12 protein-coding genes and 2 tRNA genes are annotated in these 25,663 nt (G+C 73.7%); 8 read left to right on the top strand and 6 right to left on the bottom strand.

Annotation, left to right across the window (positions count from 1 at the left end; all coding sequences use genetic code 11):
• Positions 1-101: 101 nt before the first annotated feature.
• The 3 genes from ACZ4FH_RS01815 to ACZ4FH_RS01825 all read left to right on the top strand — a co-directional run bounded on the left by ACZ4FH_RS01815 (position 102) and on the right by ACZ4FH_RS01825 (position 814).
• Positions 102-192 (top strand) — tRNA-Ser (locus ACZ4FH_RS01815).
• Positions 193-387: 195 nt separating this feature from the next.
• Positions 388-460: transfer RNA gene (locus ACZ4FH_RS01820), tRNA-Arg, on the top strand.
• A gap of 87 nt (positions 461-547) precedes the next feature.
• On the top strand, positions 548-814 hold the full coding sequence (locus tag ACZ4FH_RS01825) for a hypothetical protein (protein ID WP_467301591.1): 267 nt from the start codon (positions 548-550) through the stop codon (positions 812-814).
• Between the two features lie 80 nt (positions 815-894).
• Here ACZ4FH_RS01825 and ACZ4FH_RS01830 read toward each other — a convergent pair whose 3' ends face one another.
• Together ACZ4FH_RS01830 and ACZ4FH_RS01835 are read right to left on the bottom strand one after the other, a co-directional pair.
• Positions 895-1,659, bottom strand: a complete 765-nt coding sequence (locus ACZ4FH_RS01830; RefSeq protein ID WP_467301592.1) for a class I SAM-dependent methyltransferase — start codon at positions 1,657-1,659, stop codon at positions 895-897.
• A gap of 97 nt (positions 1,660-1,756) precedes the next feature.
• Entirely contained in the window at positions 1,757-2,164 is a 408-nt protein-coding gene (locus tag ACZ4FH_RS01835) for a hypothetical protein (RefSeq protein WP_467301593.1), read from the bottom strand.
• A gap of 120 nt (positions 2,165-2,284) precedes the next feature.
• Here ACZ4FH_RS01835 and ACZ4FH_RS01840 point away from each other — a divergent pair, with 120 nt between their 5' ends.
• Together ACZ4FH_RS01840 and ACZ4FH_RS01845 are read left to right on the top strand one after the other, a co-directional pair.
• On the top strand, positions 2,285-2,836 hold the full coding sequence (locus ACZ4FH_RS01840) for a hypothetical protein (protein ID WP_467301594.1): 552 nt from the start codon (positions 2,285-2,287) through the stop codon (positions 2,834-2,836).
• Positions 2,837-2,900: 64 nt separating this feature from the next.
• Positions 2,901-3,302 (top strand): VOC family protein, encoded by a 402-nt coding sequence (locus ACZ4FH_RS01845; protein WP_467301595.1) that lies wholly within the window; start codon positions 2,901-2,903, stop codon positions 3,300-3,302.
• A gap of 12 nt (positions 3,303-3,314) precedes the next feature.
• Here ACZ4FH_RS01845 and ACZ4FH_RS01850 read toward each other — a convergent pair whose 3' ends face one another.
• Positions 3,315-4,052: an SDR family NAD(P)-dependent oxidoreductase gene (locus ACZ4FH_RS01850; RefSeq protein ID WP_467301596.1), complete on the bottom strand. Its 738-nt coding sequence runs from the start codon at positions 4,050-4,052 to the stop codon at positions 3,315-3,317.
• 145 nt (positions 4,053-4,197) lie between these two features.
• On the opposite strand from ACZ4FH_RS01850, the gene ACZ4FH_RS01855 reads away from it, so the two are divergent.
• Together ACZ4FH_RS01855 and ACZ4FH_RS01860 are read left to right on the top strand one after the other, a co-directional pair.
• Complete coding sequence (locus ACZ4FH_RS01855; RefSeq protein WP_467301597.1) at positions 4,198-5,412, top strand: helix-turn-helix domain-containing protein; 1,215 nt, start codon at positions 4,198-4,200, stop codon at positions 5,410-5,412.
• A 127-nt stretch (positions 5,413-5,539) separates the two neighbouring features.
• On the top strand, positions 5,540-5,956 hold the full coding sequence (locus ACZ4FH_RS01860) for an ATP-binding protein (protein WP_467301598.1): 417 nt from the start codon (positions 5,540-5,542) through the stop codon (positions 5,954-5,956).
• A 249-nt stretch (positions 5,957-6,205) separates the two neighbouring features.
• On the opposite strand, the gene ACZ4FH_RS01865 is transcribed toward ACZ4FH_RS01860, so the two are convergent.
• The 3 genes from ACZ4FH_RS01865 to ACZ4FH_RS01875 all read right to left on the bottom strand — a co-directional run bounded on the left by ACZ4FH_RS01865 (position 6,206) and on the right by ACZ4FH_RS01875 (position 8,872).
• Positions 6,206-6,985: a thioesterase II family protein gene (locus ACZ4FH_RS01865; protein WP_467301599.1), complete on the bottom strand. Its 780-nt coding sequence runs from the start codon at positions 6,983-6,985 to the stop codon at positions 6,206-6,208.
• A 104-nt stretch (positions 6,986-7,089) separates the two neighbouring features.
• Complete coding sequence (locus tag ACZ4FH_RS01870; protein WP_467301600.1) at positions 7,090-7,311, bottom strand: acyl-CoA carboxylase epsilon subunit; 222 nt, start codon at positions 7,309-7,311, stop codon at positions 7,090-7,092.
• A gap of 1 nt (position 7,312) precedes the next feature.
• Positions 7,313-8,872, bottom strand: a complete 1,560-nt coding sequence (locus tag ACZ4FH_RS01875) for an acyl-CoA carboxylase subunit beta (RefSeq protein ID WP_467301601.1) — start codon at positions 8,870-8,872, stop codon at positions 7,313-7,315.
• Between the two features lie 563 nt (positions 8,873-9,435).
• Here ACZ4FH_RS01875 and ACZ4FH_RS01880 point away from each other — a divergent pair.
• A complete protein-coding gene (locus ACZ4FH_RS01880; RefSeq protein WP_467301732.1) occupies positions 9,436-25,650 on the top strand; it encodes an SDR family NAD(P)-dependent oxidoreductase in 16,215 nt (5,404 codons plus the stop codon).
• Positions 25,651-25,663 lie beyond the last annotated feature (13 nt).

A 25,663-nucleotide genomic window follows, 5' to 3' on the forward strand; every position in this document is an offset into this window, starting at 1 on the left:
CCCTCGCGGCCGACTGCCTAGTACCGTAGGCGTCGATTGGTGACGCAACACTCAGCTGTGTCATCATCTGCACGCACCACCCGCGCTCGCGTGGGTGTGCTGGAGGCGTCGCCTAGTCCGGTCTATGGCGCCGCACTGCTAATGCGGTTTGGGTCTTAAAGCCCATCGAGGGTTCAAATCCCTCCGCCTCCGCCCCACCACCGAAGCCCCGAGCCCACCCGGCCCGGGGCTTCGGCCATTCCCTGGCCACCCCGGTGCGCCCGGGTGGGTGCACCCGGTGTCTGCCCAGCTCAGGCGGGGTGTGGGTAATGGATTTCGCGTCCCGGCGCAGGTCATGTAATGTTGTTCTCGCAACGCCGACGGGGCAGAAAAGCCCAAGAAGCACGAGCACTCGTAGCTTAACGGATAGAGCATCTGACTACGGATCAGAAGGTTGCAGGTTCGAATCCTGCCGAGTGCACATAGATGAGAGGCCCGGACGAGAGTCCGGGCCTCTTGCGTTGTAGGGGTCGCTTGCGTGTGCGGCGGCTAGGCCGACGTGGTGTGGGTGAAGCCGGGGGGAGACGCCTTCTGGGTCGCCCGCACCCAGCTGCGGCGCCCCGGACTCGACGAGGTACGCCGCACGACTATGGACGCCCCCGCTCCGGCGGTCGCCTTCAGTTCACAACGAGTCGCCGGCCATCTGCGGGAGTACGAGCAGCTGGAGCCCTTCCGGCGGGAACCGGTCGCGGTGGCGTTCGAGGCCCGACTCCGGGAGGTGCCGCCCCGCCAGATCAGCGGCTTGACCGGACCGGGTCGCCGGCCCGGATCTTGAGCGGTGGTGCTCGGACAAGAGCCTCATTCTCGGGCGACCAGGATGGATGCGGGGCGTGAGAAGACGGCGTACGTGGTCGTCTACTCGGGTCGCCGACGCGCGAGATGAACCATGACGTCGGCGGCGATCTCGACTGTTTCGGGCAGGACACACGTGATCGCATCAAGCGCCTGCTGTCGCTTCGATTGCGGCAGTTGGAGATACGCCGAAACAGTCGACAGGTAGCCGACGTATTCAGGAGCGCTCATCGTCAAGCGCCTTCTCACGACCGCCTGCCGAACGTCGAGGAACAACGGGGACCGCTGCAGCTCCGTGCCCGGCCACTGCATTTCCTCATCAGGAGCAGTCCCGTCGGGAGACGGAACCTCGTCGCTTTCCAGGAAAGGCGCCCTCGCCGCACGCACGGACTCCGCAACAGCTGGGTCAGCCAGCTGAACCTGGCCACCGAATGAGCCGAACACGCCCTCTGGTTCCAGGAGTGCGGACACCTTTGGCCACCGGCCCTCCGGGCGTGTCCAGTGCAAGGCTGCCGCCGCATAGACCAACGCATAGGTTTCACGTGGCCGCAGGTCCTCGAATGCGGCTTGCATGGTCGTTACGTTCGTGGGCGCGGTCTTGTTCAGCTCGGCGAGCATGGCAGCGTCGGGCTCTGTCGCCGTGACTGTGACCCCACGCGCGGCGAACAGCCGGGTTGCTTTGCCTGTCCCCGCACCGATCTCCAGGGCCGTCCGGAGGGGCCGGCCCGCGTATGTCATCACCAGGTCGAAGAGCTCCTTGGGATACCCCGGCCGGAACCTTTCGTAGGCTTCTGCGGTTGCGCCGAAGCTCAGTGCACGAGCAGGCATGCTGAATATCCTGTCACGATCGGGGGAGACAGCGCTTGACAACACTCAGCGGCCTGGTCGTTCGATCTGCAGGTGTTGAGTGGCGCTTCGTCTGCGCTCAGGCGGCCGCGTGCACCTGCTCCAGGGCCCACGGCAATTGGTCGGCCGGCACGGCCCATTCAAGGACTGCTCCGGTCGAGGCGGCCACGCACACGATGGCTGTGTGGGGACTCAGCGACCAGGTTTCCCTGCCCTTGGGCCGTCTTGGCACCGTGGCGTCGAGCTCCGTGATGCGGACGACGATTCCACCCATGATGATGAGTCCCGGTGACAGCCGAGCGGTGCTGTGCATCCACATCCCGGGTGGCACCCGGGGATGACGGCCTTGCAGGACGCGGAGGCCACAGTCGACCTGCCCGTCCTGGGCCAGCCGCTCGGCCCGTCTCTGGAGTATGCGATCCCCTCCCCGTCTTCCCAGCAGCCCGCCGACCAGCCCGCCCAACAGATCCCCCAGCAAGCCCAGCACCAGAAATCGCCCCCTCCGCACGGTTGTATCGGGAAGGTGAGAGGCACACAAGATCGGAGCAGCCCGAGTGATCAGTTGTCTCGCTGACACGGCGGCGCCTCCTGGTTAGCATCGCGCTGCATGATCGCTCTGGTTGTCACCATCGGGCTTGCCCTTGCGGGCTACATCGCCACCTACCTGAACAGCGTTCGCCTGTCGCAGCGGCAGGAGCGTCTTGCGCGGGTGAATCGTCAGCTCAGCGACTTCTATGGGCCGCTGTTCGCGCTCACCGAGGTGAACAGTCGCAGCTTCCGGGCGTTCACGGAGCGCCATGCCCGTCCTGGCGGCAGATCGCCGTTCGATCATGAGATACCTCCCACCGAGGAGGAGTTGGCCGAGTGGCGGCTGTGGGTGACCGCGGTCTTTCTGCCCAATATCCGTGCCATGCGTGATCTCGTGATCGGGCATGCGGATCTGTTGCGGGAGACGGTGATGCCGCCCATTCTGCTGGACCTGTGTGCTCATGTGTCGGGGTACGAGATCACGGTTGGTCGCTGGGAACGGGGCGACTTCGGTCAGCACCTGTCGGTGGTTCCGTTTCCCAGTGAGGAGATCGCGGGGTACGCGCGCCAGGGGTTCACTCACCTGAAGGGCGAGCAGTCCCGTCTGTTGGGGCGGCGGGGTGGGCGCTGACCGTCGGGAGGCCAGCCGGGCAGCCTCTGTACAGGGGGCGGTCGCTCGTAGATCGTTGATGAGCGTGACTCAGACGACGAGCGAGAACGCGTGGCCCGGAAAGATCAGTGCCATCACCCTGTTCGCGGAGGACCTGGACGCGACGAAGCGGTTCTACCGTGAGGTGTTCGGTATGCCGGTGACCTACGAGAACGAGAATTCGGCGGTGTTCGACTTCGGGAACACGATCATCAACCTGTTGCGGTCCGACGCGGCGCACGAGCTGATCGGGCCGGCGCGGGTGGCTGGTCCGGAGGCCGGGTCCCGGTTGCAGTTGACGTTGCCCGTGGAGGATGTGGACGCGATGTGCGAGGTGCTGGCCGCGCGGGGGGTGACGTTGTTGAACGGTCCGATGGACCGGCCCTGGGGGATACGGACGGCGAGCTTCGTGGATCCGGCAGGCCATGTGTGGGAGATCGCCCGGTGAGTACGGGCGTGCTCAGGTCAGCCCGCCGGTCGCCCGCAGGTTCTGGCCGGTGATCCAGCGGCCGTCCCGGCTCACGAGGAACGCGACGGCGTCGGCCACGTCCGCGGGCTCGCCGAGCCGGCCCAGGGGTGTCATGCCGACCACGGCCTGGAGGGCTTCCGGGGGGTTGGTGCCGCGCAGGAGGTCGGTGTCCGTCGCGCCGGGGGAGACCGTGTTGACGGTGATGCCGCGGGGGCCCAGCTCGCGGGCGGCGACGGCGGTGAGCTGTTCGAGGGCGCCCTTGCTGGCCGCGTAGGGGGTGATGCCGGGGGCGGCGCGGAGGGTGTTCAGCGTGGAGATGTTCACGATCCGGCCGCCGTCGCGCATGTGGCGGGCCGCGTAGCGCAGGGTGAGGAAGGCTGCTCGGGTGTTGCCGGCCATGACGCGGTCGAAGACCTCCACGTCGGTCTCCGCGAGGGGGGTGGGGGTGAACGGCATCGCCGCGTTGTTGACGAGGATGTCCAGGCCGCCCAGATGTTCGTCGGCGGTCCGCATCAGCTCCTCCGCGCCGTCCGGTGCGGAGAGGTCCGTGCGTACGGCTCGGGCCCTGCCGCCGTCGGCCCGGACCGCGCGGACGACGTCCGCCGCGGCCTCCTCGTTGGCGGCGTAGTTGAAGACCACGTCCGCGCCGTCCCGGCACAGGCGCTCGACGATGGCCCGGCCGATGCCGCGGGATCCTCCGGTGACGACGGCGGTTCTGCCCTTCAGCATGGTTCCTCCACGGTGAGAACTCCTGACGACAGAGGTCAGTTGACAGCCGCGACCGGGAATTGTCGACGGGGCGTACGGGAGAGGAGGCGGGAACCGCGTTCGGAGTCCGGTTGGCGCGGTTCCCCGCGCGCGTACCGTGGGCCGGGTGGCGACTGAAGATCTGGGGCGGGCCCTGCGGCGGCTGCGGCGGTTGGCTTCGCTGACGCAGGAGGAGTTGGCGGAGCGGTCCGCGGTGTCCGTGGATGTGATCCGGCAGTTGGAACAGGGGCGGAAGCAGTCGGCGCGGCTGCCCACCCTGCACGCGCTGGCCGAGGGGCTCGGAGTGGAGCTGACGACCCTGCTGGGGGATCCGCCCGGTGTGGCGTCCACGGGGGAGAGCGACGGGCCGCGATTCGTGGCGGTGCGGCGGGCGGTCATGCCGGCGTTGTGGGGGCCGGAGCCCGGACCGCCGGGGCCGGAGTTCTCCTTGGAAGGACTGCGGGAAGAGATCGCGGAGGGCTGGTCGCGGTACCACGGGGCCGAGTTCGACGCGGTGATGGAGACGTTGCCGGATCTGATCGCGGACGCGCGGGCGGTGGCGCTGGCGGGCGACGACGGGCTCCGGGCGGACGGAGCCGTGCTCCTGGGCAAGGTGCTTCAGCTCGCCGGACACGTGGCCGTGCGGATGGGGAAGACGGACCTCGCGCTCGTCGCCCTGGAGCGGGCGGTGGAGGCCGCCGGGCGGTGCTCGGACCCGCTGCTGGTGTCGATGCTCGCCAACTCCATGGCGTGGACGTACCAGCGTCAGGGGCGTTTGGAGGACGCACTGCGCGTCGCCCTCCGGGCCGCCGAGCGCATGGCCGGCGAGGGGCGCACGGACACGGCCGACGGCCTGAAGGTGTGGGGCGGGCTGACCATGAGCGCCGCCACGTCCGCCGCGCGGAGCGGGGACTACGAACGGGCGGCCTCGATGATGGAGACGGCCGAGAAGGAGGCGGCCCGCGTCGCGAAGCTGCCCGAAGGCGGTGACACCCGCATGACCAGCGTCTTCAGCCCCTCGTCGGTGCGTATCGAGCGCGTGCGGCTGGCCGTGCAGTACGGGCGTCCCCGGGACGCCCTCGCCCTGGCCAAGGGGATGCGGCTGAGCAAGGACACACCCCCGTCGTGGCGCACCTGGCTGCTGCTCGACGTGGCACGGGCCCATACGGACATCGGGGACGCGGCCGGCGCGGTGAAGACCCTGGAGTCCCTGCGTCGCGTGGCCCCGACGTGGATGCGGCACCACACCCTTGCCGTGGCGATCGTCCGCGACCTCTGGGCGCTCCCCAACCATCCGCCGGGACTGCGCCCGTTGGCCGAGTTCCTGGGGGTCACTCCCTAACGTGGTGAAAGTGGGACGTTGCACCCCTGTCGGCGTGCTGGGTCTGGCGCTTGCATGAGGGCACAACGCCCGCGGCTGCCGTTCGACCGGTGTCTGGGGGCCACCCGATCCGGGAGAACGGACAGCCATGCCACCATCCGCCACCAGGGTCCGCCCCACCGGGCATCCCGGCTACAGCGAGACCCTGCCGCGCCTCCCGGAGAGTCCCGCCGCCGCGCGGCGCCTCACGCGCACCGCCCTTGCCTGCTGGGATCTGGAGGAACTGGCTGGGGACGGTGCGCTGATCGTCACCGAGCTGGTCACCAACGCGGTCCGGCATGCCCGGCGCGGCTCGATCCGTGTCGTGGTCGAGCGCACCGCCGAGCGCACCGTACGCCTTGCCGTCTCCGACCGGTCACGGCTCCGGCCGGTGCTCCGCCGGGCGGATACGGACGAAGCCGGCGGACGAGGGTTACGGGTTGTCGCCGCCCTGACCGTGGACTGGGGTGTGTGCGAGCGACGGTGGGGCAAGGTCGTGTGGGCGGCCCTGGAGGCTCGGCGGTGAGGGGGAGCGAGGAGGTCGGACGCAGTGCGGCCCGTGCGCATCTCTCCCAGCTGATCGACATGTTCGGCGTCGACGGATGTCTGCGGATCGGCGTGGTGCGTGACGCCGGTCAGGAGGACTCCGGGTGGGGCGCGGAGCGCGATGGGGGCGACGAGCAGTGGTCCGGAATGGGGGGATGGGACGGGTTGGACTGACAGGGGTGTGAGGAGGGGGCGGGGCCTCGGCCCCGCCCCCTCCTCACACCCCTCGTTACGCCTGTTCCGCCAGGCGCGCGCGGATGTGGGCGATGACCGCCGGGGCGTGGTCGTTCAGGTAGAAGTGGCCTCCCTCGTAGGAGTGGAAGGTCGTGGCCGCCGTGGTGTGGGTCGTCCAGGCCGCCGCCTCGTCCTCGGTGACCTCGGGGTCCTCGGTGCCGTTGAGTACGTCGATCGGGCAGGTCAGGGGCGGGCCGGGGCGGTAGCGGTACGTTTCGGCGGCGCGGTAGTCGGCGCGGATCGCCGGGAGGATCGAGCGCAGGAGTTCCTCGTCGGCCAGGACCGCCGGGTCGGTGCCGCTCATGCGGCGGATGGTCTGGAGGAGCTGGGCGTCGGGGGCCTGGTGGACGCGCTCGTTCTCGCGCGGGCGGGACGGGGCGCGGCGGCCGGAGGCGAACAGGGTCACGGGGACCGTGCCGGCGGCCTCCAGGCGCAGGGCCACCTCGAAGCCGAGCGTGGCGCCGAGGCTGTGGCCGAAGAGGGCCACCGGGCGGTCGCACCAGGGAAGCATCTCGGCCGTGACGAGGTCGGCGAGCCGGCGCACGTCGTCCACGCAGGGTTCGGTGCGGCGGTCCTGGCGGCCCGGGTACTGGACGGCCACCACGTCGGCGGCGGGCGACAGGGCGCGCGAGACGGGGAAGTAGTAGCTGGCGGCGCCGCCCGCGTGCGGGAGGCAGAACAGGCGTACCGGGGCGCGTTCGGCCGGGTGGAAGCGGCGCAGCCAGGGGGTGGTGGGGGGTGCCGTCGTTGTTGTTGTCGTTGTTGTTGTGGTCATGGGCGGGAATGTGTCCTTACGGAGTCCGGGGTGCGGAGTACGGGTGCGTGGCGCGGCGTCGGGTCACGGTGCACGGTCCGCGCGTCCGGCGGGCCTGGTGTTGCTCACGGTGCCGCCCACGTACCTGGTGGGCGCCAGCCCCGGGGCGGGCCCCAGGGGGAGCGGGGGTGGGGTGGCGACGTGTCCTCGGTGGTCCCCGTGGTGCGGGTCGCGCTCAGGAGGACGAGGAGGACGGCGGCCAGTTCGTCGGCGTCCGGGGTGCCGCGCTCGATGCGGAGGCGGGGTGCGGAGCCGGTCTCCGCGCGTACGTACGGGTCGGTGGTCATGTCAGAACGGCGGGTTGCCGTGCTTGCGTTCGGGCAGGGGGACGTGTTTGGCGCGCAGGACGTCGAGGGCGTCGGCCAGGACCTGCCGGGTGGCCGCCGGGTCGATGACGTCGTCGACCAGGCCGCGTTCGGCGGCGTAGTAGGGGTGCATCAGCTCCTGGCGGTACTGCTTCACGCGCTGGGCGCGGGCCGCCTCCGGGTCGTCGGCGGCGGCGATCTCGCGGCGGAAGACGACGTTGGCGGCGCCCTCCGCGCCCATGACGGCGATCTCGTTGGTGGGCCAGGCGAAGGAGAGGTCGGCGCCGATGGAGCGGGAGTCCATGACGATGTAGGCGCCGCCGTAGGCCTTGCGGAGGATGACCTGGACGCGGGGGACGGTGGCGTTGCAGTACGCGTACAGGAGTTTCGCGCCGTGGCGGATGACGCCGTTGTGCTCCTGGTCGCTGCCGGGGAGGAAACCGGGGACGTCGACCAGCGTGACCAGGGGGACGCTGAACGCGTCGCAGGTCTGGACGAAGCGCGCGGCCTTCTCGGAGGCGTGGATGTCGAGGACGCCGGCGAGGGAGGCCGGCTGGTTGGCGACGATGCCGACGACATGGCCGTCCAGGCGGGCCAGACCGCAGATGATGTTGGTCGCCCAGTGGGCGTGGACCTCGAAGAGGTCGCCGTCGTCGACGATCTCCTCGATGACCGCCCGCATGTCGTACGCGAGGTTCGGATCGGCCGGGACCAGGCGGCACAGGGCGTCGCCGGGGCGGTCGACCGGGTCGTCGCACGGCTGGACCGGGGGCAGTTCGCGGTTGTTGGAGGGGAGCAGCGTGAGGAGGTGGCGCACTTCCTCCAGGCACTCCTCCTCGGTGTCGTAGAGGAAGGCGCTCGCACCCGAGACCGTCGAGTGCACCTGGGCCCCGCCCAGGTCGTTGTGGCTGATCTTCTCGCCGGTGACGGCCTGCACGACGTCCGGTCCGGTGATGTACATCTGCGCGATGTCGCGGACCATGAAGACGTAGTCGGTGAGCGCCGGCGAGTACGTGGCGCCGCCCGCGCACGGGCCGAGCATCACGCTGATCTGCGGGATCACCCCGGAGGCCGCCACATTGCGGCGGAAGATGCCGCCGTAGCCGGCGAGCGCGGTGACGCCCTCCTGGATGCGGGCGCCCGCGCCGTCGCTGAGCGACACCAGGGGTGCGCCCGCCGCCAGGGCGAGGTCCATCACCTTGTGGATCTTCTGCGCGTGGGCCTCGCCCAGCGAGCCGCCGAAGATCCGGAAGTCGTGCGCGTACACGAACACCTTCCGGCCCTCGACCTGGCCCCAGCCGGTCACGACGCCGTCGGTGTGGGGTCGGCGGTCCTCCAGTCCGAACCCCGAGGCGCGGTGGCGGCGCAGCTGTTCGATCTCCCGGAAGGTCCCGGGGTCGAACAGCAGCTCCAGCCGTTCGCGTACGGTCAGCTTGCCCCGCGCGCGCTGCGCCTCGGTGGCGCTCGGCGAAGGGCCCAGCTCCACGGCCTCCTTGATCGCTCCTCGTTCGGCCACTCGGACACTGACATCGGCAACGGTCATGCTCCACCCGTCTCTCGGCCATCGGGCCCGCCGTTGGCGGCGCCCTGGGCAGTGCGTGCCATTGAAGGGGCCGGGGGCGCGCGCGGAGAACACCGACCACCCCCCTGACCGCACCCGGATCCGCCGCCACCCGGGCCCAGCAGGCATCTCACCGTACGAAGCGGCCGTGACCGGCCGGTTCCGGTCCGTGCGGACCGGCCGCGAGCAGGGTCAACACCTGGGGGGATAGGGGTGTCGCCGCCCTTCGGGGCCGACCTAGCGTGCGGACACCCCGTGGCTGGAATGACGCGGGGCATTCGATACGAGCTGGGAGCGTGCAGATGTCCGCGGGCTTCGATCCTGTCGCTGATGACATGTCCGGCGCGGAGGTCCGCCCGGGGGGACGCTCGGAGGCCGGCCGGCCGTCGGGTCCGGGGGGTACGGAGGGGACTCCCGGCCCGGAACAGGCCGCCGGCCCTGCCGCTCCGGGTGGTGCGGAGGAGACTTCCGGGGCTGCCGCTCCGGGGGGTACGGAGGGGCAGACCAGTCCGGAACAGGCCGCCGGCGCCGCCGCGTTGGCCGGCGTGCTGGCCGGGCTGCCGTCGAGCGAGCAGACCAGGCTCCTCACCGATCTGGTCTGCGAGCAGACCGCGGCGTGCCTGCGCAAGGTCCGCCCCGACACGGAGCCGGTGGTCGTCGCCCGTACCTCGTTCCGGGAGCTGGGGCTGGACTCCATCGCCCTGGTCGACCTGCACGCGCGCCTGAACGCGGCGACCGGGCTCGCCCTGCCGGTGACCGCGGCCTTCGACCACCCGAGCCCCGAACTGCTCGCCGACTGTGTCCGTACGGAACTGCTCGGCGCCCCCGCCGCCCGGGTGGAGCCGGCCGCCGAGCAGGCCCCGGCCTTCGACGGCGAGCCCATCGCGGTCGTCGGCATCAGCGGCCGGTTCCCCGGTGGCATCCGCTCGGCGGAGGAGCTGTGGGACCTGGTCGACGGCGGGGCGAGCGCGGTGGGGCCGTTCCCCGAGAACCGCGGCTGGGACCTCGACGCGCTGTTCGGCGACGACCCGTCCGTGCCCGGCACCTGCTCCACCCGTACCGGCGGATTCCTGCACGACGCCCCGGAGTTCGACGCCGAGTTCTTCGGGATCGGGCCGCGCGAGGCGCTGGCGATGGACCCGCAGCAGCGGCTCCTCCTGGAGACCGCCTGGGAGGCGCTGGAGCGGACGGGCATCGACCCGACCTCGCTGCGCGGCAGCCGTACGGGCGTGTTCATCGGCGCCGGCCCCTCCGAGTACGGGCCGCGCGTCCAGGACGCCCCGGAGAACCTGACCGGGTACCTCGTCACCGGGGGCGCGCTCAGCGTCACCTCGGGGCGGGTCGCGTACGCGCTCGGCCTGGAGGGGCCCGCGCTGACCGTCGACACGGCCTGCTCCGGTTCGCTGGTCTCCCTGCACCTGGCCGTCCAGTCGCTGCGCCGGGGCGAGTGCGCGATGGCGCTGGCCGGCGGGGTGACCGTGCTGAGCACCCCGGGGCTGTTCACGGAGTTCAGCCGGCAGCGGGGGCTCGCCCCGGACGGCCGCATCAAGGCGTTCGCGGCGGGCGCCGACGGCACCTCCTTCGCCGAGGGCGTCGGTCTGCTCGTCGTGGAACGGCTCTCCGACGCCCGCCGCAACGGCCACCGGGTCCTCGCCGTCATCCGCGGTTCGGCCGTCAACCAGGACGGGGCCAGCAACGGGCTCACCGCCCCCAGCGGCACCGCCCAGCAGCGCGTCATCACCCAGGCCCTCGCCGACGCCGGGCTCACGGGCGGCGACGTCGACGCGGTCGAGGCGCACGGCACCGGCACCACCCTCGGCGACCCGATCGAGGCCCGCGCGCTGATCGCCACCTACGGCAAGGACCGGCCCGCCGGCCGGCCGCTGTGGCTCGGCTCGGTGAAGTCCAATCTCGGGCACACCCAGGCCGCCGCCGGGGTCGCCGGACTCATGAAGATGATCATGGCGATGCGGAACGGGGTGCTGCCCCGCACCCTGAACGTGGACGCCCCCACCGGCAACGTCGACTGGTCCGCGGGGACCGTACGGCTGCTCACCGAGCCCGTCCCGTGGCCCGTGACCGAGGACCGGCCGCGCCGGGCCGGTGTCTCCGGATTCGGCATCAGCGGCACCAACGCCCATGTGATCGTGGAGGAACCGCCCGCCGAGGACGCGGGCGAGCCCTTCTACGGCACCCCCGGCACCCCCGGTGCCCACGCCGGCTCCGAGGCAGGTTCCGCTTCCGGTCCTGTCGCCGATGCCGACGCTGGTTCCGGTTCCGCTCCCGTGCTGGTCCCCGTCGGGGCCCGCTCCGACGACGGGCTGCGCGCCCAGGCCGCCCGCCTCGCCGGCTTCCTGGACGAGCGCCCCGGCCTCACCCCGGCCGACCTCGGGCACGCGCTGGGCACCGGCCGGGCCGCGCTGGAGCACCGGGGCGCGGTCGTCGCCGCCGACCGCGCAGGACTCCTCGCCGGGCTGCGCGCCCTGGCGGAGGGGACGGACACCGCGGACACCCGGACGGGCACCCTGCCCGCCGGCCGACTCGCGTTCCTCTTCACCGGCCAGGGCAGCCAGCGCCTCGCCATGGGCCGCCGCCTCTACGACGCCCACCCGGTCTTCGCGGACGCCCTCGCGGACGCGATCGGCTGGCTCGACCTCCAGCTCGACCTGTCGCTGTGGGACGTGCTGTTCGCCGAGGAGGGGACGCCGGAGGCGGCGCTGCTCGACGAGACGCGGTACGCGCAGACCGCGCTGTTCGCCGTCGAGGTGGCGCTGTTCCGCCTGGTCGAGTCGTGGGGGGTGCGGCCCGACTTCCTGGCCGGGCACTCCATCGGTGAGATCGCGGCCGCCCACGTCGCCGGGGTCCTGACCCTGGAGGACGCGGCGATCCTCGTCGCCGCGCGCGGCCGGCTGATGCAGGAACTCCCCGCCGGCGGCGCCATGATCGCCGTACAGGCCACCGAGGAGGAAGTCCTCCCGCTGCTCACCGAGCGGGTCGCCGTGGCCGCGCTCAACGGGCCGGACTCCGTGGTGCTCTCCGGCGAGGAGGACGCCACCGTCGCGCTCGCCGCCCGTTTCGCGGCTCAGGGGCGCAAGACCAAGCGGCTCCAGGTCAGCCACGCCTTCCACTCGCCGCTGATGGAACCGATGCTGGAGGAGTTCCGCCGCGTCGCCGGGGTTCTCAGCTATGCCGCGCCCGTGATCCCGGTCGTCTCCACGGTCACCGGGCGGCTCGCGACCGCCGCCGAACTGTGCTCCCCGGACTACTGGACCGACCACGTCCGCAACGCCGTGCGCTTCACCGACGCCATGGACTGGCTCCTCACCGACGGCGGCGCCCGCACCTTCCTGGAACTCGGCCCCGACGGCGTCCTCAGCGCCCTCGGCCAGAACTGCCTGCCCGAGGAGCGCGAGGCCGACACCGTCTTCGCCCCACTGCTGCGCGCCGGCAAGGACGAGGTCCGCGAGGTGCTGGGGGCCGTGGCCCTCGCCCAGGTGCGCGGGGCGCTCATCGACTGGGACGCCCTGTACGCCGGCCACCGCACCCGGCCCGTCGAGCTGCCCACGTACGCCTTCCGCACCCGCCGCTACTGGCTGGCCCCCGCACCGTCCGCCCCCACCGGACTCGGCCGGCTCGCCTCCCAGCACCCCGTCCTCAGCTCGGCGGGCGACCTCGCGGGCACCGGCACCACCGTTCTCACCGGGCGGGTCGCGCCGCGCACCCACCGCTGGACCGCCGACCACACCATCGCGGGCGTCACCCTGCTGCCCGGCACGGCCTTCGTCGAACTGGCCCTGCGGGCCGCGACGGAGACCGGCTGCGGCACGGTCGAGGAGCTGACGCTCCAGGCCCCGCTGGTGCTGCCCGCGACCGGCGGCGTCGACCTCCAGGTCGTCGTGGCCCCCGCCGACGCCTCCGGCCGCCGCACCGTCGAGTGCTTCTCCCGCCCGGACGGCGCCGAGGACGCCGAGGACCCCTGGACCCGCCACGCCACGGGCGTCCTCGCCCCCGCGGCCCCGGAGCCGGACACCGCCGCCCTGGCCGGGGCCTGGCCCCCGGCCGGAGCCGTCCCCCTCGACGTCAGCACCCTGTACACCGACATGGCCGGCGAGGGCTACGGCTACGGCCCCGCCTTCCACGGGGTGCGGGCCGCCTGGCTCCTGGACGGCGCCGTCTACGCCGACGTCGAACTCCCGGAGCACATACGCGCCGACGCGGCCGGTTACGGGCTGCACCCGGCGCTCCTGGACGCCGCCCTGCACCCCGCCGACCACGCCCTCGCCTCCGCCGGCGAGCGGCCGGAGGGCACCTGGGTCCCGTTCTCCTGGAACCGGGCCACCCTCTACGCGGCGGGCGCGCCCGCCGTCCGCGTCCGCATCACCGCCAACGGCTCCGACGAACTGGACGTGACCGTCGCGGACGCCACCGGCGCCCCCGTCGCCCGCGTCGAATCGCTGCAACTGCGCGCCGTCACCGCCGCCCAGCTCGCCGCCGACCGATCCGACCCGCTGCTCGCCGTCCGCTGGCACGACGCGGAACTTCCGGCCGCTGTCGCGGAGTTCGGCGAGTTCGGCGCCCTGACGGGGGAGGACGTCCCGGCCGTCGTCGTGTACCGGGCCCCGGCCACCCCGGACGGGGACGTGCCCGCCGCCGTCCGCGCCGTCGCCGCCGACGCGCTGGCCGCCGTCCAGGCCTGGCTGGCCGACGACCGCAACGCCGGGTCGCGGCTCGCCGTCGTCACCCGGGGCGGCGCCGCCGTCCCCGGCACCGACGTCGACCTCGGCCAGGCACCCGTCTGGGGCCTGGTGCGCTCCGCCGAGGCGGAGAACCCCGGCCGGTTCGTCCTCGTCGACACCGACGAGGCCGGTGAAGCCCGGCTCGGCCGGGCGCTGGCCGCCACGGCCGAACCCGAACTCGCCCTGCGCGGCGACCGTATGTACGTCCCCCGGCTCACCGCCGTGCCCGTCCCCGAGGAGGAGCGCCCGGCGCCCTGGGACGCGACCGGCACCGTCCTGCTCACCGGCGGCACCGGCGGCGTCGGCGCCGAACTCGCCCGCCACCTGGTCCGCGAGCACGGCGTCCGCCATCTGGTCCTCACCAGCCGGCGCGGCACCGACGCGCCCGGAGCCCGCGAACTCGTCGCGGAACTCGCGGAGCACGGCGCCGACGTCACCGTCTCCGCCACCGATGTCGCGGACCGGGACGCCCTGGCCGCTCTGCTCGCCGCCGTCCCGGACGCGCACCCGCTGCGCGCCGTGGTGCACGCGGCGGGCGTCATCGACGACGGACTGACCGGCCGGCTCACCCCGGCCCGGCTCGACACCGTGCTGCGCCCCAAGGTGGACGCCTCCTGGCACCTCCACGAGCTGACGGCGGACCTCGGGCTCGCCGCGTTCGTCCTGTTCTCCTCCGCCTCCACCGTCCTCGACGGCGCGGGCCAGGGCAACTACGCCGCCGCCAACCTGTTCCTGGACGCCCTGGCCGCCCGCCGGGCCGCGGCCGGCCAGGTCGTCACCTCGCTCGCCTGGGGCCTGTGGGCCGGCGGAGGGGGCATGGGCGCCTCGCTGGACGCCGCCGCCCTGACCCGCATCGAACGCCTCGGCCTGGACTCGCTGTCCTTCGCCGAGAACCTGGCCCAGCTCGACAAGGCGCTGCGCACGGACGAACCGGCCGTCGTCCCCGTACGCGTCAACACCCGCGCCGTACGCGCCCGTACGGACGGCACCCCCACCCTGCTGCGCGCCCTCGTCCGGCCCCGCACGGCCCCCGCCGCCCGTGCGGCGGCCGGCCCGGCCGCCGCGACCGGCACCGCCCCGCTCGCCGCGCTCCTCGCGGAGATGAACGCCGCCGACCGGCTCGCGCACGTCCTGCGCCTGGTCCGCACCGAGACCGCCGCCGTCCTCGGCCACCACAGCGCCGACGAGGTCAGCGCCACCCGCGCCTTCATGGAGACGGGCTTCGACTCGCTGGCCGCCGTGGAGCTGCGCAACCGCCTCGCCACCGCGACCGGTCTCCGGCTCAGCGCCACCCTGACCTTCGACTACCCCACGGCCACGGTCCTCGCCGAATACCTGGTGACCAAGCTCGTCGGAGCGTCCGCGGCGGCCGGTCCGCAGGCCCCCGCCGCCCGTGCCGGAGCCACCGACGACGACCCGGTCGTCATCGTCTCCATGGCCTGCCGCTACCCGGGCGGGGTGACCTCGCCCGAGGAGCTGTGGCAGCTCGTCGCCGACGGCTCCGACGCCATCGGCCCCTTCCCCACGGACCGGGGCTGGGACACCGACCTGTACGACTCGGAGATCGGCAAGCCCGGCCGCACCTACTCCACCGAGGGCGCCTTCCTCTACGACGCCGCCCACTTCGACCCCGCGTTCTTCGGGATCAGCCCGCGCGAGGCCCAGGCCATGGACCCGCAGCAGCGGCTCCTCCTGGAGGTCGCCTGGGAGACCTTCGAGCGCGCGGGCATCGACCCCCGCTCGGTCAAGGGCACGGACACCGGGGTCTTCGCCGGGGTGATGTACCACGACTGGGGGCTGCGCCTGGGCCCCCTCCCCGACGACGTGGCGGGCTACCACGGCAACGGCAGCCTCGCGAGCGTCGTCTCGGGCCGCGTCGCCTACACCCTGGGCCTGGAGGGCCCGGCGGTCAGCGTCGACACGGCGTGCTCCTCGTCGCTGGTGGCGCTGCACATGGCGGCCCGCGCGCTGCGGGCGGGCGAGTGCTCCCTCGCCCTGGCCGGCGGTGTCACGATCATGTCCACCCCGGACACCTTCCTCGACATGGCCCGCCAGCGCGGTCTGTCCTCCGACGGCCGCTGCAAGTCCTTCGGCGCCGGGGCGGACGGCACGGGCTGGGGCGAGGGCGCCGGCGTCCTGCTCCTGGAGCGGTTGTCCGACGCCCGCCGCAACGGCCACCGCGTCCTCGCCGTGGTCAAGGGCTCGGCCCTCAACCAGGACGGTGCCAGCAATGGCCTGACCGCCCCCAACGGCCCCGCCCAGCAGCGCGTCATCCGCGGCGCCCTCGCCAACGCGGGCCTGTCGGCCGCCGAGGTCGACGTCGTCGAGGCCCACGGCACCGGAACCCGCCTCGGCGACCCGATCGAGGCACAGGCCCTCCTGGAGACCTACGGCCAGGAGCGGCCCGAGGGCCGGCCCCTGTGGCTGGGCTCCATCAAGTCCAACATGGGGCACACCCAGGCCGCCGCCGGTGTCGCGGGCATCATCAAGATGGTCATGGCCATGCGCCACGGCGTCCTGCCCAAGTCCCTGTACGCAGAGACCCCTTCGGACCAGGTCGACTGGTCGGCCGGTGATGTCTCCCTGCTCACCGAGGCCCGGGAATGGGAGCAGACGGGCCACCCGCGCCGCGCGGCCGTCTCTTCCTTCGGCATCAGCGGCACCAACGCCCACGTCATCATCGAGCAGGCCGAGGAGTCCGCCCCGACGGCGTCCGCCCCGGCCCCCGCGCTCCCCGCCCTCCTCGCCTGGCCCGTCTCCGGCGCCACCGCCGAGGCCCTGCACGCCCAGGCCGGCCGCCTCCGCGACCGGCTCCCCCACCTCACCGACACCGAACTCACCGCCGCCGCCCGCACTCTCGCCACCGGCCGCGCCGCCCTCGAACACCGCGCCCTCGCCCTCGGCACCGACCGCGACGACCTCACCACCGCCCTCTCCCTGCTCACCGGCGCCGACGCGGTCCAGGAAGCCAAGTCGGCGTTCCTGTTCACGGGGCAGGGGGCGCAGCGGCTGGGGATGGGTCGTGAACTGTACGACTCCTTCCCGGTGTTCGCGGAGTCGTTTGACCTGGTCTGCGCGGAGATTGACACGCATCTCGGGTCGTCGCTGCGGGATGTGGTGTGGGGTGAGGATGCGGATGCGCTGAACGCGACCGGGATCACCCAGCCTGCGTTGTTCGCGTTCGAGGTGGCGCTGTTCCGGCTCGTGGAGTCGTGGGGTGTGATCCCCGATGTCGTGGTGGGTCACTCGATCGGTGAGCTGGCCGCCGCGCATGTGTCCGGGGTGCTGTCCCTGGCCGACGCGGCGCGGCTCGTGGTCGCGCGGGGCCGGTTGATGCAGGCGTTGCCGACCGGCGGTGCGATGGTCGCCGTGCAGGCGACCGAGGACGAAGTCCTGCCTGTTCTGACCGGCGGTGTTTCGATCGCGGCGGTCAACGGCCCGCAGTCCGTGGTGGTTTCCGGTGTGGAGGCGGAGGCCGTGGCGGTGGGCGAGCACTTCGCTGCCGCTGGCCGTAAGACGAGCCGCCTGTCGGTGTCGCACGCGTTCCACTCCTCGCTCATGGAGCCGATGCTCGACGAGTTCCGGGTGGTGGCTGCCTCGTTGACGTACAGCGAGCCGCGTATCCCGGCAATCTCGACCGTGACGGGTGAGCTGACGTCCGACTGGCAGTCCCCCGAGTACTGGGTCGGCCAGGTCCGTCAAGCCGTCCGTTTCGCCGACGCCGTACGCGCTGCCGAGTCCTTCGGTGCTCGCACCTTCGTGGAGATCGGCCCGGATGCCGTTCTCACCGCGCTCGGAGCCGGTTCGGCCGAGGACGAGGGCAGTGCCTTCGTGCCGCTGGTGCGGCGCGACCGGGACGAGGTCCGTGAGGTGGTGGCCGGGGCCGGGGCGGCCTGGGCGCGCGGGGCGGACGTGGACTGGGCCGCCGTGCTCGGGACCGGTGGGCCGCTGGTGGACCTGCCGACGTACGCCTTCCAGCGCAAGCGCTACTGGCTCGACGTCACCGCGAAGGCGGGCGATGTGGGCTCGGCGGGGCTGGACGCGGTCGAGCACCCGGTGCTCAGCGCGGCCGTCGTGGCGCCGGAGTCCGGGTCCGTGGTGCTCACCGGCCGGCTGTCGGCCGCCGGGCAGCCCTGGGTCGCGGACCACGGGGTGCACGGGGCGGTCCTGCTCCCCGGCACCGGGTTCGTCGAACTGGCCGTGCGCCTCGGGGACCAGGTCGGCTGCGACCTCCTGGAGGAACTGACCCTGGAGGCGCCCCTGGTCCTGCCCGAGCACGGCGGCGCGTCCCTGCGCGTCGCCGCCGGGGCCCCGGACGCCTCCGGCCGCCGGCCGCTGCACATCCACTCCCGGCTGGACGGGGCGCCCGAGGACACCTGGACCCGGCACGCCACCGGCTTCCTCGCCACCGGCGCCCCGGCGGAGGTCCCCGGGGCGGACCTGACCACATGGCCGCCGCGCGGCGCCACCCCCGTGGTGGTCGAGGGGGCGTACGAGCGGCTGCGCGAACGCGGTTACGGCTACGGCCCGGCGTTCCAGGGCCTGACGGCGGCCTGGCGGCGCGGCGACGAACTGTTCGCCGAGGTCGCCCTGCCGGAGACGGTGCGCGGGGAGGCCGCCGACTACGGGCTGCACCCGGCGCTGCTGGACATCGCCATGCACGTGGACGTGGTGGTCGACCAGGGCGAGGGCGGCACCGAGGCGCTGCTGCCGTTCGCCTGGAGCGGGGTCGCGCTGCACGCCGCGGGCGCGTCCGCGCTGCGCGTGTACGTCCGGCGCATCCGGGGTGCGGAGGAGTCGGCGATGGTCGTCGCCGACGAGACCGGCAGCCCGGTGATGACGGTGTCCTCGCTGATCTGCCGCCCCGTCTCGCCCGACCAGCTCGCGGTGGCCGAGGGGCCCGTCTCCGACGCCCTGCACCACATCGAGTGGACGCCGCTGCGGCAGCCGGCCGCGCCGCTGCCGTCCTCCCCGGCGGTGCTGGACGAGTACGGTCTGGCGATCCTCTCCGACCCGTCGGCCGTCGTCCTGGCCTGCTGCCCCACCCCGGGCGGCTGGCCGGTGCCCGAGGCGGTCCGTACGACCACCGCGTACGTCCTCGACCAGATACAGACCTGGCTGACCGACGAACGCTTCGACGCCACCACCCTCGTCGTCGTCACCCGGGGCGCCGTCACCACCGACGAAGCCTCGGCCCCCGATCTGACCCAGGCGCCCGTCTGGGGCGTCGTCCGGGCGGCGCAGGCCGAGAACCCGGGCCGGATCGTCCTGCTGGACGCCGATCCCGCCACCGGGATCGACACCGCGGGGCTCCCGGACGCCGTCGGTGCCGCGCTGGCCCAGGGCGAACCCGAACTGGCGCTGCGCGACGGCCGGTTCCTGATCCCCCGGCTCGTGCGGACCGCCGTGCCCGAGGCGGACGCGCCCTGGGACGGCGAGCGGACCGTCCTCGTCACCGGAGGCACCGGCGGCCTCGGCGCCCGGGTCGCCCACCACCTCGTCGAGCGGCACGGAGTGCGCCACCTGGTGCTCACCAGCCGCCGGGGCCCCGACGCCCCCGGCGCGGCCGGACTGCGGGACCGGCTCCTCGCGGCCGGTGCCGACGAGGTGCGGATCGCGGCCTGCGACGCCGCCGACCGGGACGCCCTGGCCGCGCTCCTCGGCTCGCTGCCGCAGGCGCACCCGCTGGGCGGTGTCGTGCACGCGGCCGGAGTCGTCGACCCCGGTCTGATCGGCGCGCTGACCGCCGAACGGCTCGACACCGTGCTGCGGCCCAAGGCGGACGCCGCCTGGCACCTGCACGAGCTGACCCGGGACCTGGACCTGTCGGCGTTCGTGATGTTCTCCTCGGCCGGCGGCCTCGTGCTGCCCGCCGGACAGGGCAACTACGCCGCCGCCAACGTCTTCCTGGACGCCCTCGCCGCCCACCGCCACACCCTCGGCCTGCCGGCCACCGCACTCGCGTACGGGCTGTGGGCCGTCAACACCGGGCTCGGCGGCGAACTCACCGACGCCGACGTCGAGAAGATGAACCGGCTCGGCCTGCCCGCCCTGCCCGCCGACCGGGGCATCGCCCTCTTCGACGAGGCGCTGCGCACCCGGCACGCCCTGGTCGCCCCGCTCCTCGTCGACCCGGCCGCCCTGCACGCCCGTGGCGCCGACGTACCGCCGCTGCTGCGCGCCACCGCCGCCGCAGCCCGCCCGGCGCAGCGCCGGACCGCGGCGGCCGCACCGGGCGGCGACACCCTGGCCCGCCGGCTGGCCTCCCTCACCGCGGCCGAACGGACCCGGACCCTGCGTGAGCTGGTCGCCGGACAGGTCGCCGCCGTCCTCGGCCACGAATCGGCCGACACCGTCGGTGTGGACCGCGCCTTCAAGGAGCTGGGCTTCGACTCCCTGGCCGCCGTGGAACTGCGCAACGCGCTCAACGCCGCGACCGGGCTCCGGCTCCCCGTCACCCTCGTCTTCGACTACCCGAACACCCGGGCCGTCGCGGACTACCTGGACGGCGAGTTCGGCGGCGGGCAGGACGAGGCGCCCGCCGAGGCCCCCGCACCCGCGACGGGCCTCTCGGACGACGAGCCCATCGCGATCGTCGGCATCAGCTGCCGCTTCCCGGGCGGGGTGCGCTCCGCCGACGACCTGTGGGACCTGGTCGCCGAGGGCCGCGACGCCGTCGCCGGATTCCCCGAGGACCGGGGCTGGGACACCGAGGGCATCTACGACCCGGAGCCCGGACTGCACGGCAAGACGTACGCCAGGGACGGCGGATTCCTCTACGACGCCGCCGAGTTCGACCCGGCGTTCTTCGGGATCAGCCCGCGCGAGGCCGTGGCCATGGACCCGCAGCAGCGGCTGCTCCTCCAGTCGGCCTGGGAGGCCTTCGAGGACGCGGGCATCGACCCGACGGCCATGCGCGGCAGCCAGACCGGTGTGTACGCGGGCGTGATGTACCACGACTACGCCTCGCGCCTCCAGCACATCCCCGACGACGTCGCCGGCTACCTCGGCAACGGCACCGCCGCCTCCATCCTCACCGGCCGCGTCGCCTACACCCTGGGCCTGGAGGGCCCGGCGGTCAGCGTCGACACCGCCTGCTCCTCCTCCCTGGTCGCCCTCCACATGGCCTGCCAGGCCCTGCGGCGCGGTGAGGTCGGCATGGCGCTGGCCGGTGGCGTCACGGTCATGTCGACGCCCGAGATCTACGTGGAGTTCGCCCAGCAGCGCGGCCTCTCCGCCGACGGCCGCTGCAAGGCCTTCGCGGCCGGCGCCGACGGCACCGGCTGGGCGGAGGGCGTCGGCCTGCTCCTCGTCGAGCGGCTCTCCGACGCCGAACGCCTCGGCCACGACGTCCTCGCCGTCATCCGGGGCACCGCCATCAACCAGGACGGCGCCTCCAACGGGCTCACCGCCCCCAACGGCCCCTCCCAGCAGCGCGTCATCCAGCGCGCCCTGGCCGCGAGCGGCCTGACCACCTCCGACGTGGACCTCGTCGAGGGCCACGGCACCGGCACCCGCCTCGGCGACCCCATCGAGGCGCAGGCCCTCCTCGCCACCTACGGACAGGGCCGCACCGCCGACGATCCGGTCTGGCTCGGCTCCATCAAGTCCAACATCGGCCACGCCCAGGCGGCGGCCGGTGTCAGCGGTGTCATCAAGTCCGTCATGGCCCTGCGCAACGGGCTGATGCCCAGGACCCTGCACGTGGACGAGCCCTCGCCCGAGGTCGACTGGGAGGCCGGACACGTCCGCCTGCTCACCGAGGCGCGCCCCTGGCCGCGCCGCGAGGACCGGCCGCGCCGTGCGACCGTCTCCTCCTTCGGCCTCAGCGGCACCAACGCCCATCTAATCGTCGAGGAGGCCCCGCAGCCGGTGCACCCGGCCGGCGAACCGCAGGACCGTCCGGACCTCGTCCGCCCGGTGCCCCTGCTCCTCTCCGGCGCGGACCCCGAGGCCCCCGCCCGCCAGGCCGCCGCCCTCCGCGACCGCCTGCTCACCGCACCCGGCACGGACCTCCGCGACATCGCCCACACCCTGGCCACCGGCCGCGCCACCCTGGAACACCGGGGCCTCGTCCTCGCCACGGACACCGACAGCGCCCTGCGCGAACTCGCCGCCTTCGCCGAGGGCGAGGGCACACGCGGAACCGTCACCAGCGGGAAGACCGCGTTCCTGTTCACGGGGCAGGGGGCGCAGCGGCTGGCGATGGGCCGTGAACTGTACGACTCCTTCCCGGTGTTCGAGGAAGCCTGGGACGCGGTGTGCGTGGAGGTCGACGCGCATCTCGGGTCGTCGTTGCGGGACGTGGTGTGGGGTGAGGATGCGGATGCGCTGAACGCGACCGGGGTGACTCAGCCTGCGTTGTTCGCGTTCGAGGTCGCGCTGTACCGGCTCGTGGAGTCGTGGGGTGTGATCCCCGATGTCGTGGTGGGTCACTCGATCGGTGAGCTGGCTGCCGCGCATGTGTCGGGTGTGCTCTCCCTGAGCGATGCGGCTCGGCTGGTCGTGGCCCGGGGTCGGCTGATGCAGGCTCTGCCTGCCGGGGGCGCGATGGTGGCCGTGCAGGCGACCGAGGACGAGGTGCTTCCCGTTCTGACGGACGGTGTCTCGGTCGCGGCGGTCAACGGGCCCCGGTCCGTGGTTGTTTCCGGTGTGGAGGCGGAGGCTCTGGCGGTGGGCGAGCACTTCGCCGCCGCAGGCCGTAAGACGAGCCGCCTCTCCGTTTCGCACGCGTTCCACTCGTCTCTGATGGAGCCGATGCTGGACGAGTTCCGGGCGGTGGCTGCGTCTCTGTCGTACGCCGAGCCGCGCATCCCGGCAATCTCGACCGTGACGGGTGAGCTGACGTCCGACTGGCAGTCCCCGGAGTACTGGGTCGGCCAGGTGCGCGAAGCCGTGCGTTTCGCCGATGCCGTACGCGCGGCCGAGCGCTTCGGGGCCCGTACGTTCGTCGAGATCGGCCCGGACGCCGTCCTCACCGCCCTCGGAGCCGGCTCGGCCGAGGACGAGGGCAGTGCCTTCGTGCCGCTGGTGCGGCGCGACCGGGACGAGGTCCGGGTGGCGATGGCCGGGGCCGGGGCGGTGTGGGCGCGCGGGGCCGAGGTCGGCTGGGGCGCGTTCCTGGAGGGGAACGGTGGGCGGCGGGTCGCGCTGCCGATGTACGCCTTCCAGCGCACCCGGTACTGGCTGGACGCCCCGGCCGCCGTCGGGGACGCGGCCGGGCTGGGGCAGGTGCCCGCCGGGCATCCGCTGCTCAGTGCCGTGGTCGTGTCGCCGGAGAGCGGGGCTCCGGTCCTGACCGGTCGGCTCTCCGTGGCCACGCACCCGTGGCTCGCGGACCACGCCGTGCACGGGAGCGTGCTGCTCCCGGGCACCGCCTACATCGAGATGGCGCTGCGCGCCGGTCACGAGGCGGGATGCGCGCGGCTGGAGGAGCTGACGCAGGAGGCGCCGCTGCTGCTCCCGGCGAAGGCCGGGGTGGCCGTGCAGGTCACGGTGGGCGAGGCGGACGCGTCGGGGCGGCGGGACGTCGTCGTGTACTCGCGGGCCGAGGACCTGCCCGAGGGTGCTCCGTGGACCCGCAACGCGCGCGGTGTGCTGGCCCCCGAGCCGGCGCCCGTGGTGCAGGACCTGGAGTCCTGGCCGCCGGCCGGTGCGCGGGCGGTGGACGTGAGCGGGATGTACGAGGACCTGGCCGGGCTCGGGTACGGGTACGGGCCGGTCTTCCAGGGGCTGACGGCGGCCTGGCGGCGCGGTGACGAGCTGTTCGCCGAGATCGGGCTTCCGGATCACGCCCGGACCGAGGCCGCCGCGTTCGCCCTGCACCCGGCCCTGCTCGATGCCGCCCTGCACGCGGAGCGGATCTTCGACGCGGACCACGAGGGGCCCGTGCGGGCCGCCCTGCCGTTCGCCTGGAACGGGGTCACCCTGCACGCGACCGGTGCCACCGCCCTGCGGGTGCGGCTGACGAAGCCGGGCCCGGACGCCGTCGCGCTGCGGATCACCGCGCCGACCGGTGAGCCCGTCGCCACGGTCGAGTCGCTGGTGGTGCGCGAGGTCTCGCCGGCCCAGCTCGCCGCCGACGGAGGCGGCAGCGGTGCCGGGCTGTACCGCGTCGACTGGGCGGCGCCCGGGGCCGGCGCACCGCAGGCACCGGACGCCTCCACGGACGGCTGGCTCGTCGTCGGGTCGCCGCTGCCGGGCATCGGCTCGCTGTCCACGCTCGCCGAGGCCGCCGCCCGGGACCGGGTGCCGGACACGGTGCTGCTGACCGCGCCGGACGTCTCCGACGTCTTCGGCGCCACGGGCGGGGTCCCCGAGCGGGTCCGCACCTGCGTGGGCCGGCTCCTCGACACCCTCGGCCAGTGGCTGGCCGAGCCCGCCTTCGCGGACTCCCGGCTGGTGCTCGTCACCCGGAACGCCGTCGTCGCCGACGAAGCGGACCGAGTCGACTGCGTCCAGGCCCCGTTGTGGGGTGTGGTGCGGGCGGCCCAGGCCGAGAACCCGGGCCGTTTCACCGTCGTCGACCTCGACACCGCCGCCGCCTCGGCCGCGGCCCTGCCCGCCGCCCTGGCCTCGGGCGAGACCGAGATCGCCGTGCGGGAGGGCCTCGTCCTGGTGCCCCGCTACGCACCCGCCGACGCCCCCGGGACCCCCCTGGAGTGGGCGGCGGACGGCACCGTCCTGATCACCGGAGGCACCGGACTGCTGGGCGCGGTGCTCGCCCGGCACCTCGTCACCGCACAGGGCGTCCGCCATCTGGTGCTCACCAGCCGCCGGGGCGAGGACGCCCCGGGCGCGGCCGAGCTGCGCGCCGAACTGGCCGGGGCGGGAGCGGAGTCGGTCCGGATCGTGGCCGTGGACGCGGCCGACCGGTACGCGCTCGCCGCACTGCTCGACGAGATCCCGGACGCGCACCCGCTGACCGGTGTCGTGCACGCGGCCGGTGTCATGGACAACGCGCTCGTCGGCGCGGTCACCCCGGAGCAGGTCGGCGCGGTGCTGCGGCCCAAGGTCGACGCCGCCTGGCACCTGCACGAACTGACCCGGAACCTCGGTCTGGCCGCGTTCGTCCTCTACTCCTCGGCCGGCGGGCAGATCCTCCCGGCGGGCCAGGCCACGTATGCGGCGGCCAACGTCTTCCTCGACGCCCTGGCCGCCGAACGCCGGGCCGCCGGGCTCGCCGCCACCTCGCTGGCCTGGGGCCTGTGGGAGGGCACGGTCGGGGAGGGGCCGGAGCTGACCGACGCGGACCTGCGCCGCATGGGCCGCTCGGGGGTGCTGGAGCTGTCCTTCGCGGACGGGACCGCGCTGTTCGACCGGGCCATGGCCCAGGACGCGGCCCTGCTCGCGCCGGTCCGGCTCGACCGGGCGGCGCTGCGCGAACGCGCCGACGAGATCCCGGCCCTGCTGCGGAACCTGGCCGGTCCGCGGGTGCGCACGGCCCCCAGGCCCGCCGCCGTCCCGGCCGCGGGCGCGGGAGACACGGACGGCTCCCTGGTCCGCGCCAAGCTGGCCGGACTGCGGACCGGCCCGGAGCGGGACCGCTATCTGGAGGAGCTGGTCCGGGGCCACGCCGCCGCCGTCCTCGGCCACGGCGACCCGTCCGGGGTCCCCGCCGACCGGGGCTTCACCGAACTGGGCCTGGACTCGCTCGGCGCGATCGAACTCCGCAACCGGCTCCAGAAGGCCACCGGCCTCCGCCTGCCCGCCACCCTGATGTTCGACTACCCCAACTCCGCCTCCCTCGCCGGATTCCTGGGCGAGGAACTGCGCCCCGAACCGGCGGCCGAGTCCGCGGCCGGGGACGCCCTGGACGACGAGGCCGTGCGCCGGGCCCTGCTGTCGATCCCGGCCGCGCGGCTGCGCGCGTCCGGACTGCTCGACACGCTCCTCGGACTCGCCCGCACCGAACCGGCCGGGGACCCCGGTCCCGCCGCCGCGGACGCCTCGGGTCCCGCCATCGAGGAGATGGCCGTCGACGACCTCGTACGGGCCGCCCTGGCCGGCGGCGAACTCAGCTGACCCCGACGCCGGA

The organism is Streptomyces sp. NPDC024555 (assembly GCF_055559335.1).

What these genes read in the sequence shown, in the direction of transcription:
- ACZ4FH_RS01830 (WP_467301592.1), bottom strand. Translation starts at nt 1,659, where the DNA reads ATGCCTGCTCGTGCACTGAGCTTCGGCGCAACCGCAGAAGCCTACGAA.
- ACZ4FH_RS01840 (WP_467301594.1), top strand. Translation starts at nt 2,285, where the DNA reads ATGATCGCTCTGGTTGTCACCATCGGGCTTGCCCTTGCGGGCTACATC.
- ACZ4FH_RS01850 (WP_467301596.1), bottom strand. Translation starts at nt 4,052, where the DNA reads ATGCTGAAGGGCAGAACCGCCGTCGTCACCGGAGGATCCCGCGGCATC.
- ACZ4FH_RS01860 (WP_467301598.1), top strand. Translation starts at nt 5,540, where the DNA reads ATGCCACCATCCGCCACCAGGGTCCGCCCCACCGGGCATCCCGGCTAC.
- ACZ4FH_RS01865 (WP_467301599.1), bottom strand. Translation starts at nt 6,985, where the DNA reads ATGACCACAACAACAACGACAACAACAACGACGGCACCCCCCACCACC.
- ACZ4FH_RS01870 (WP_467301600.1), bottom strand. Translation starts at nt 7,311, where the DNA reads ATGACCACCGACCCGTACGTACGCGCGGAGACCGGCTCCGCACCCCGC.
- ACZ4FH_RS01875 (WP_467301601.1), bottom strand. Translation starts at nt 8,872, where the DNA reads ATGACCGTTGCCGATGTCAGTGTCCGAGTGGCCGAACGAGGAGCGATC.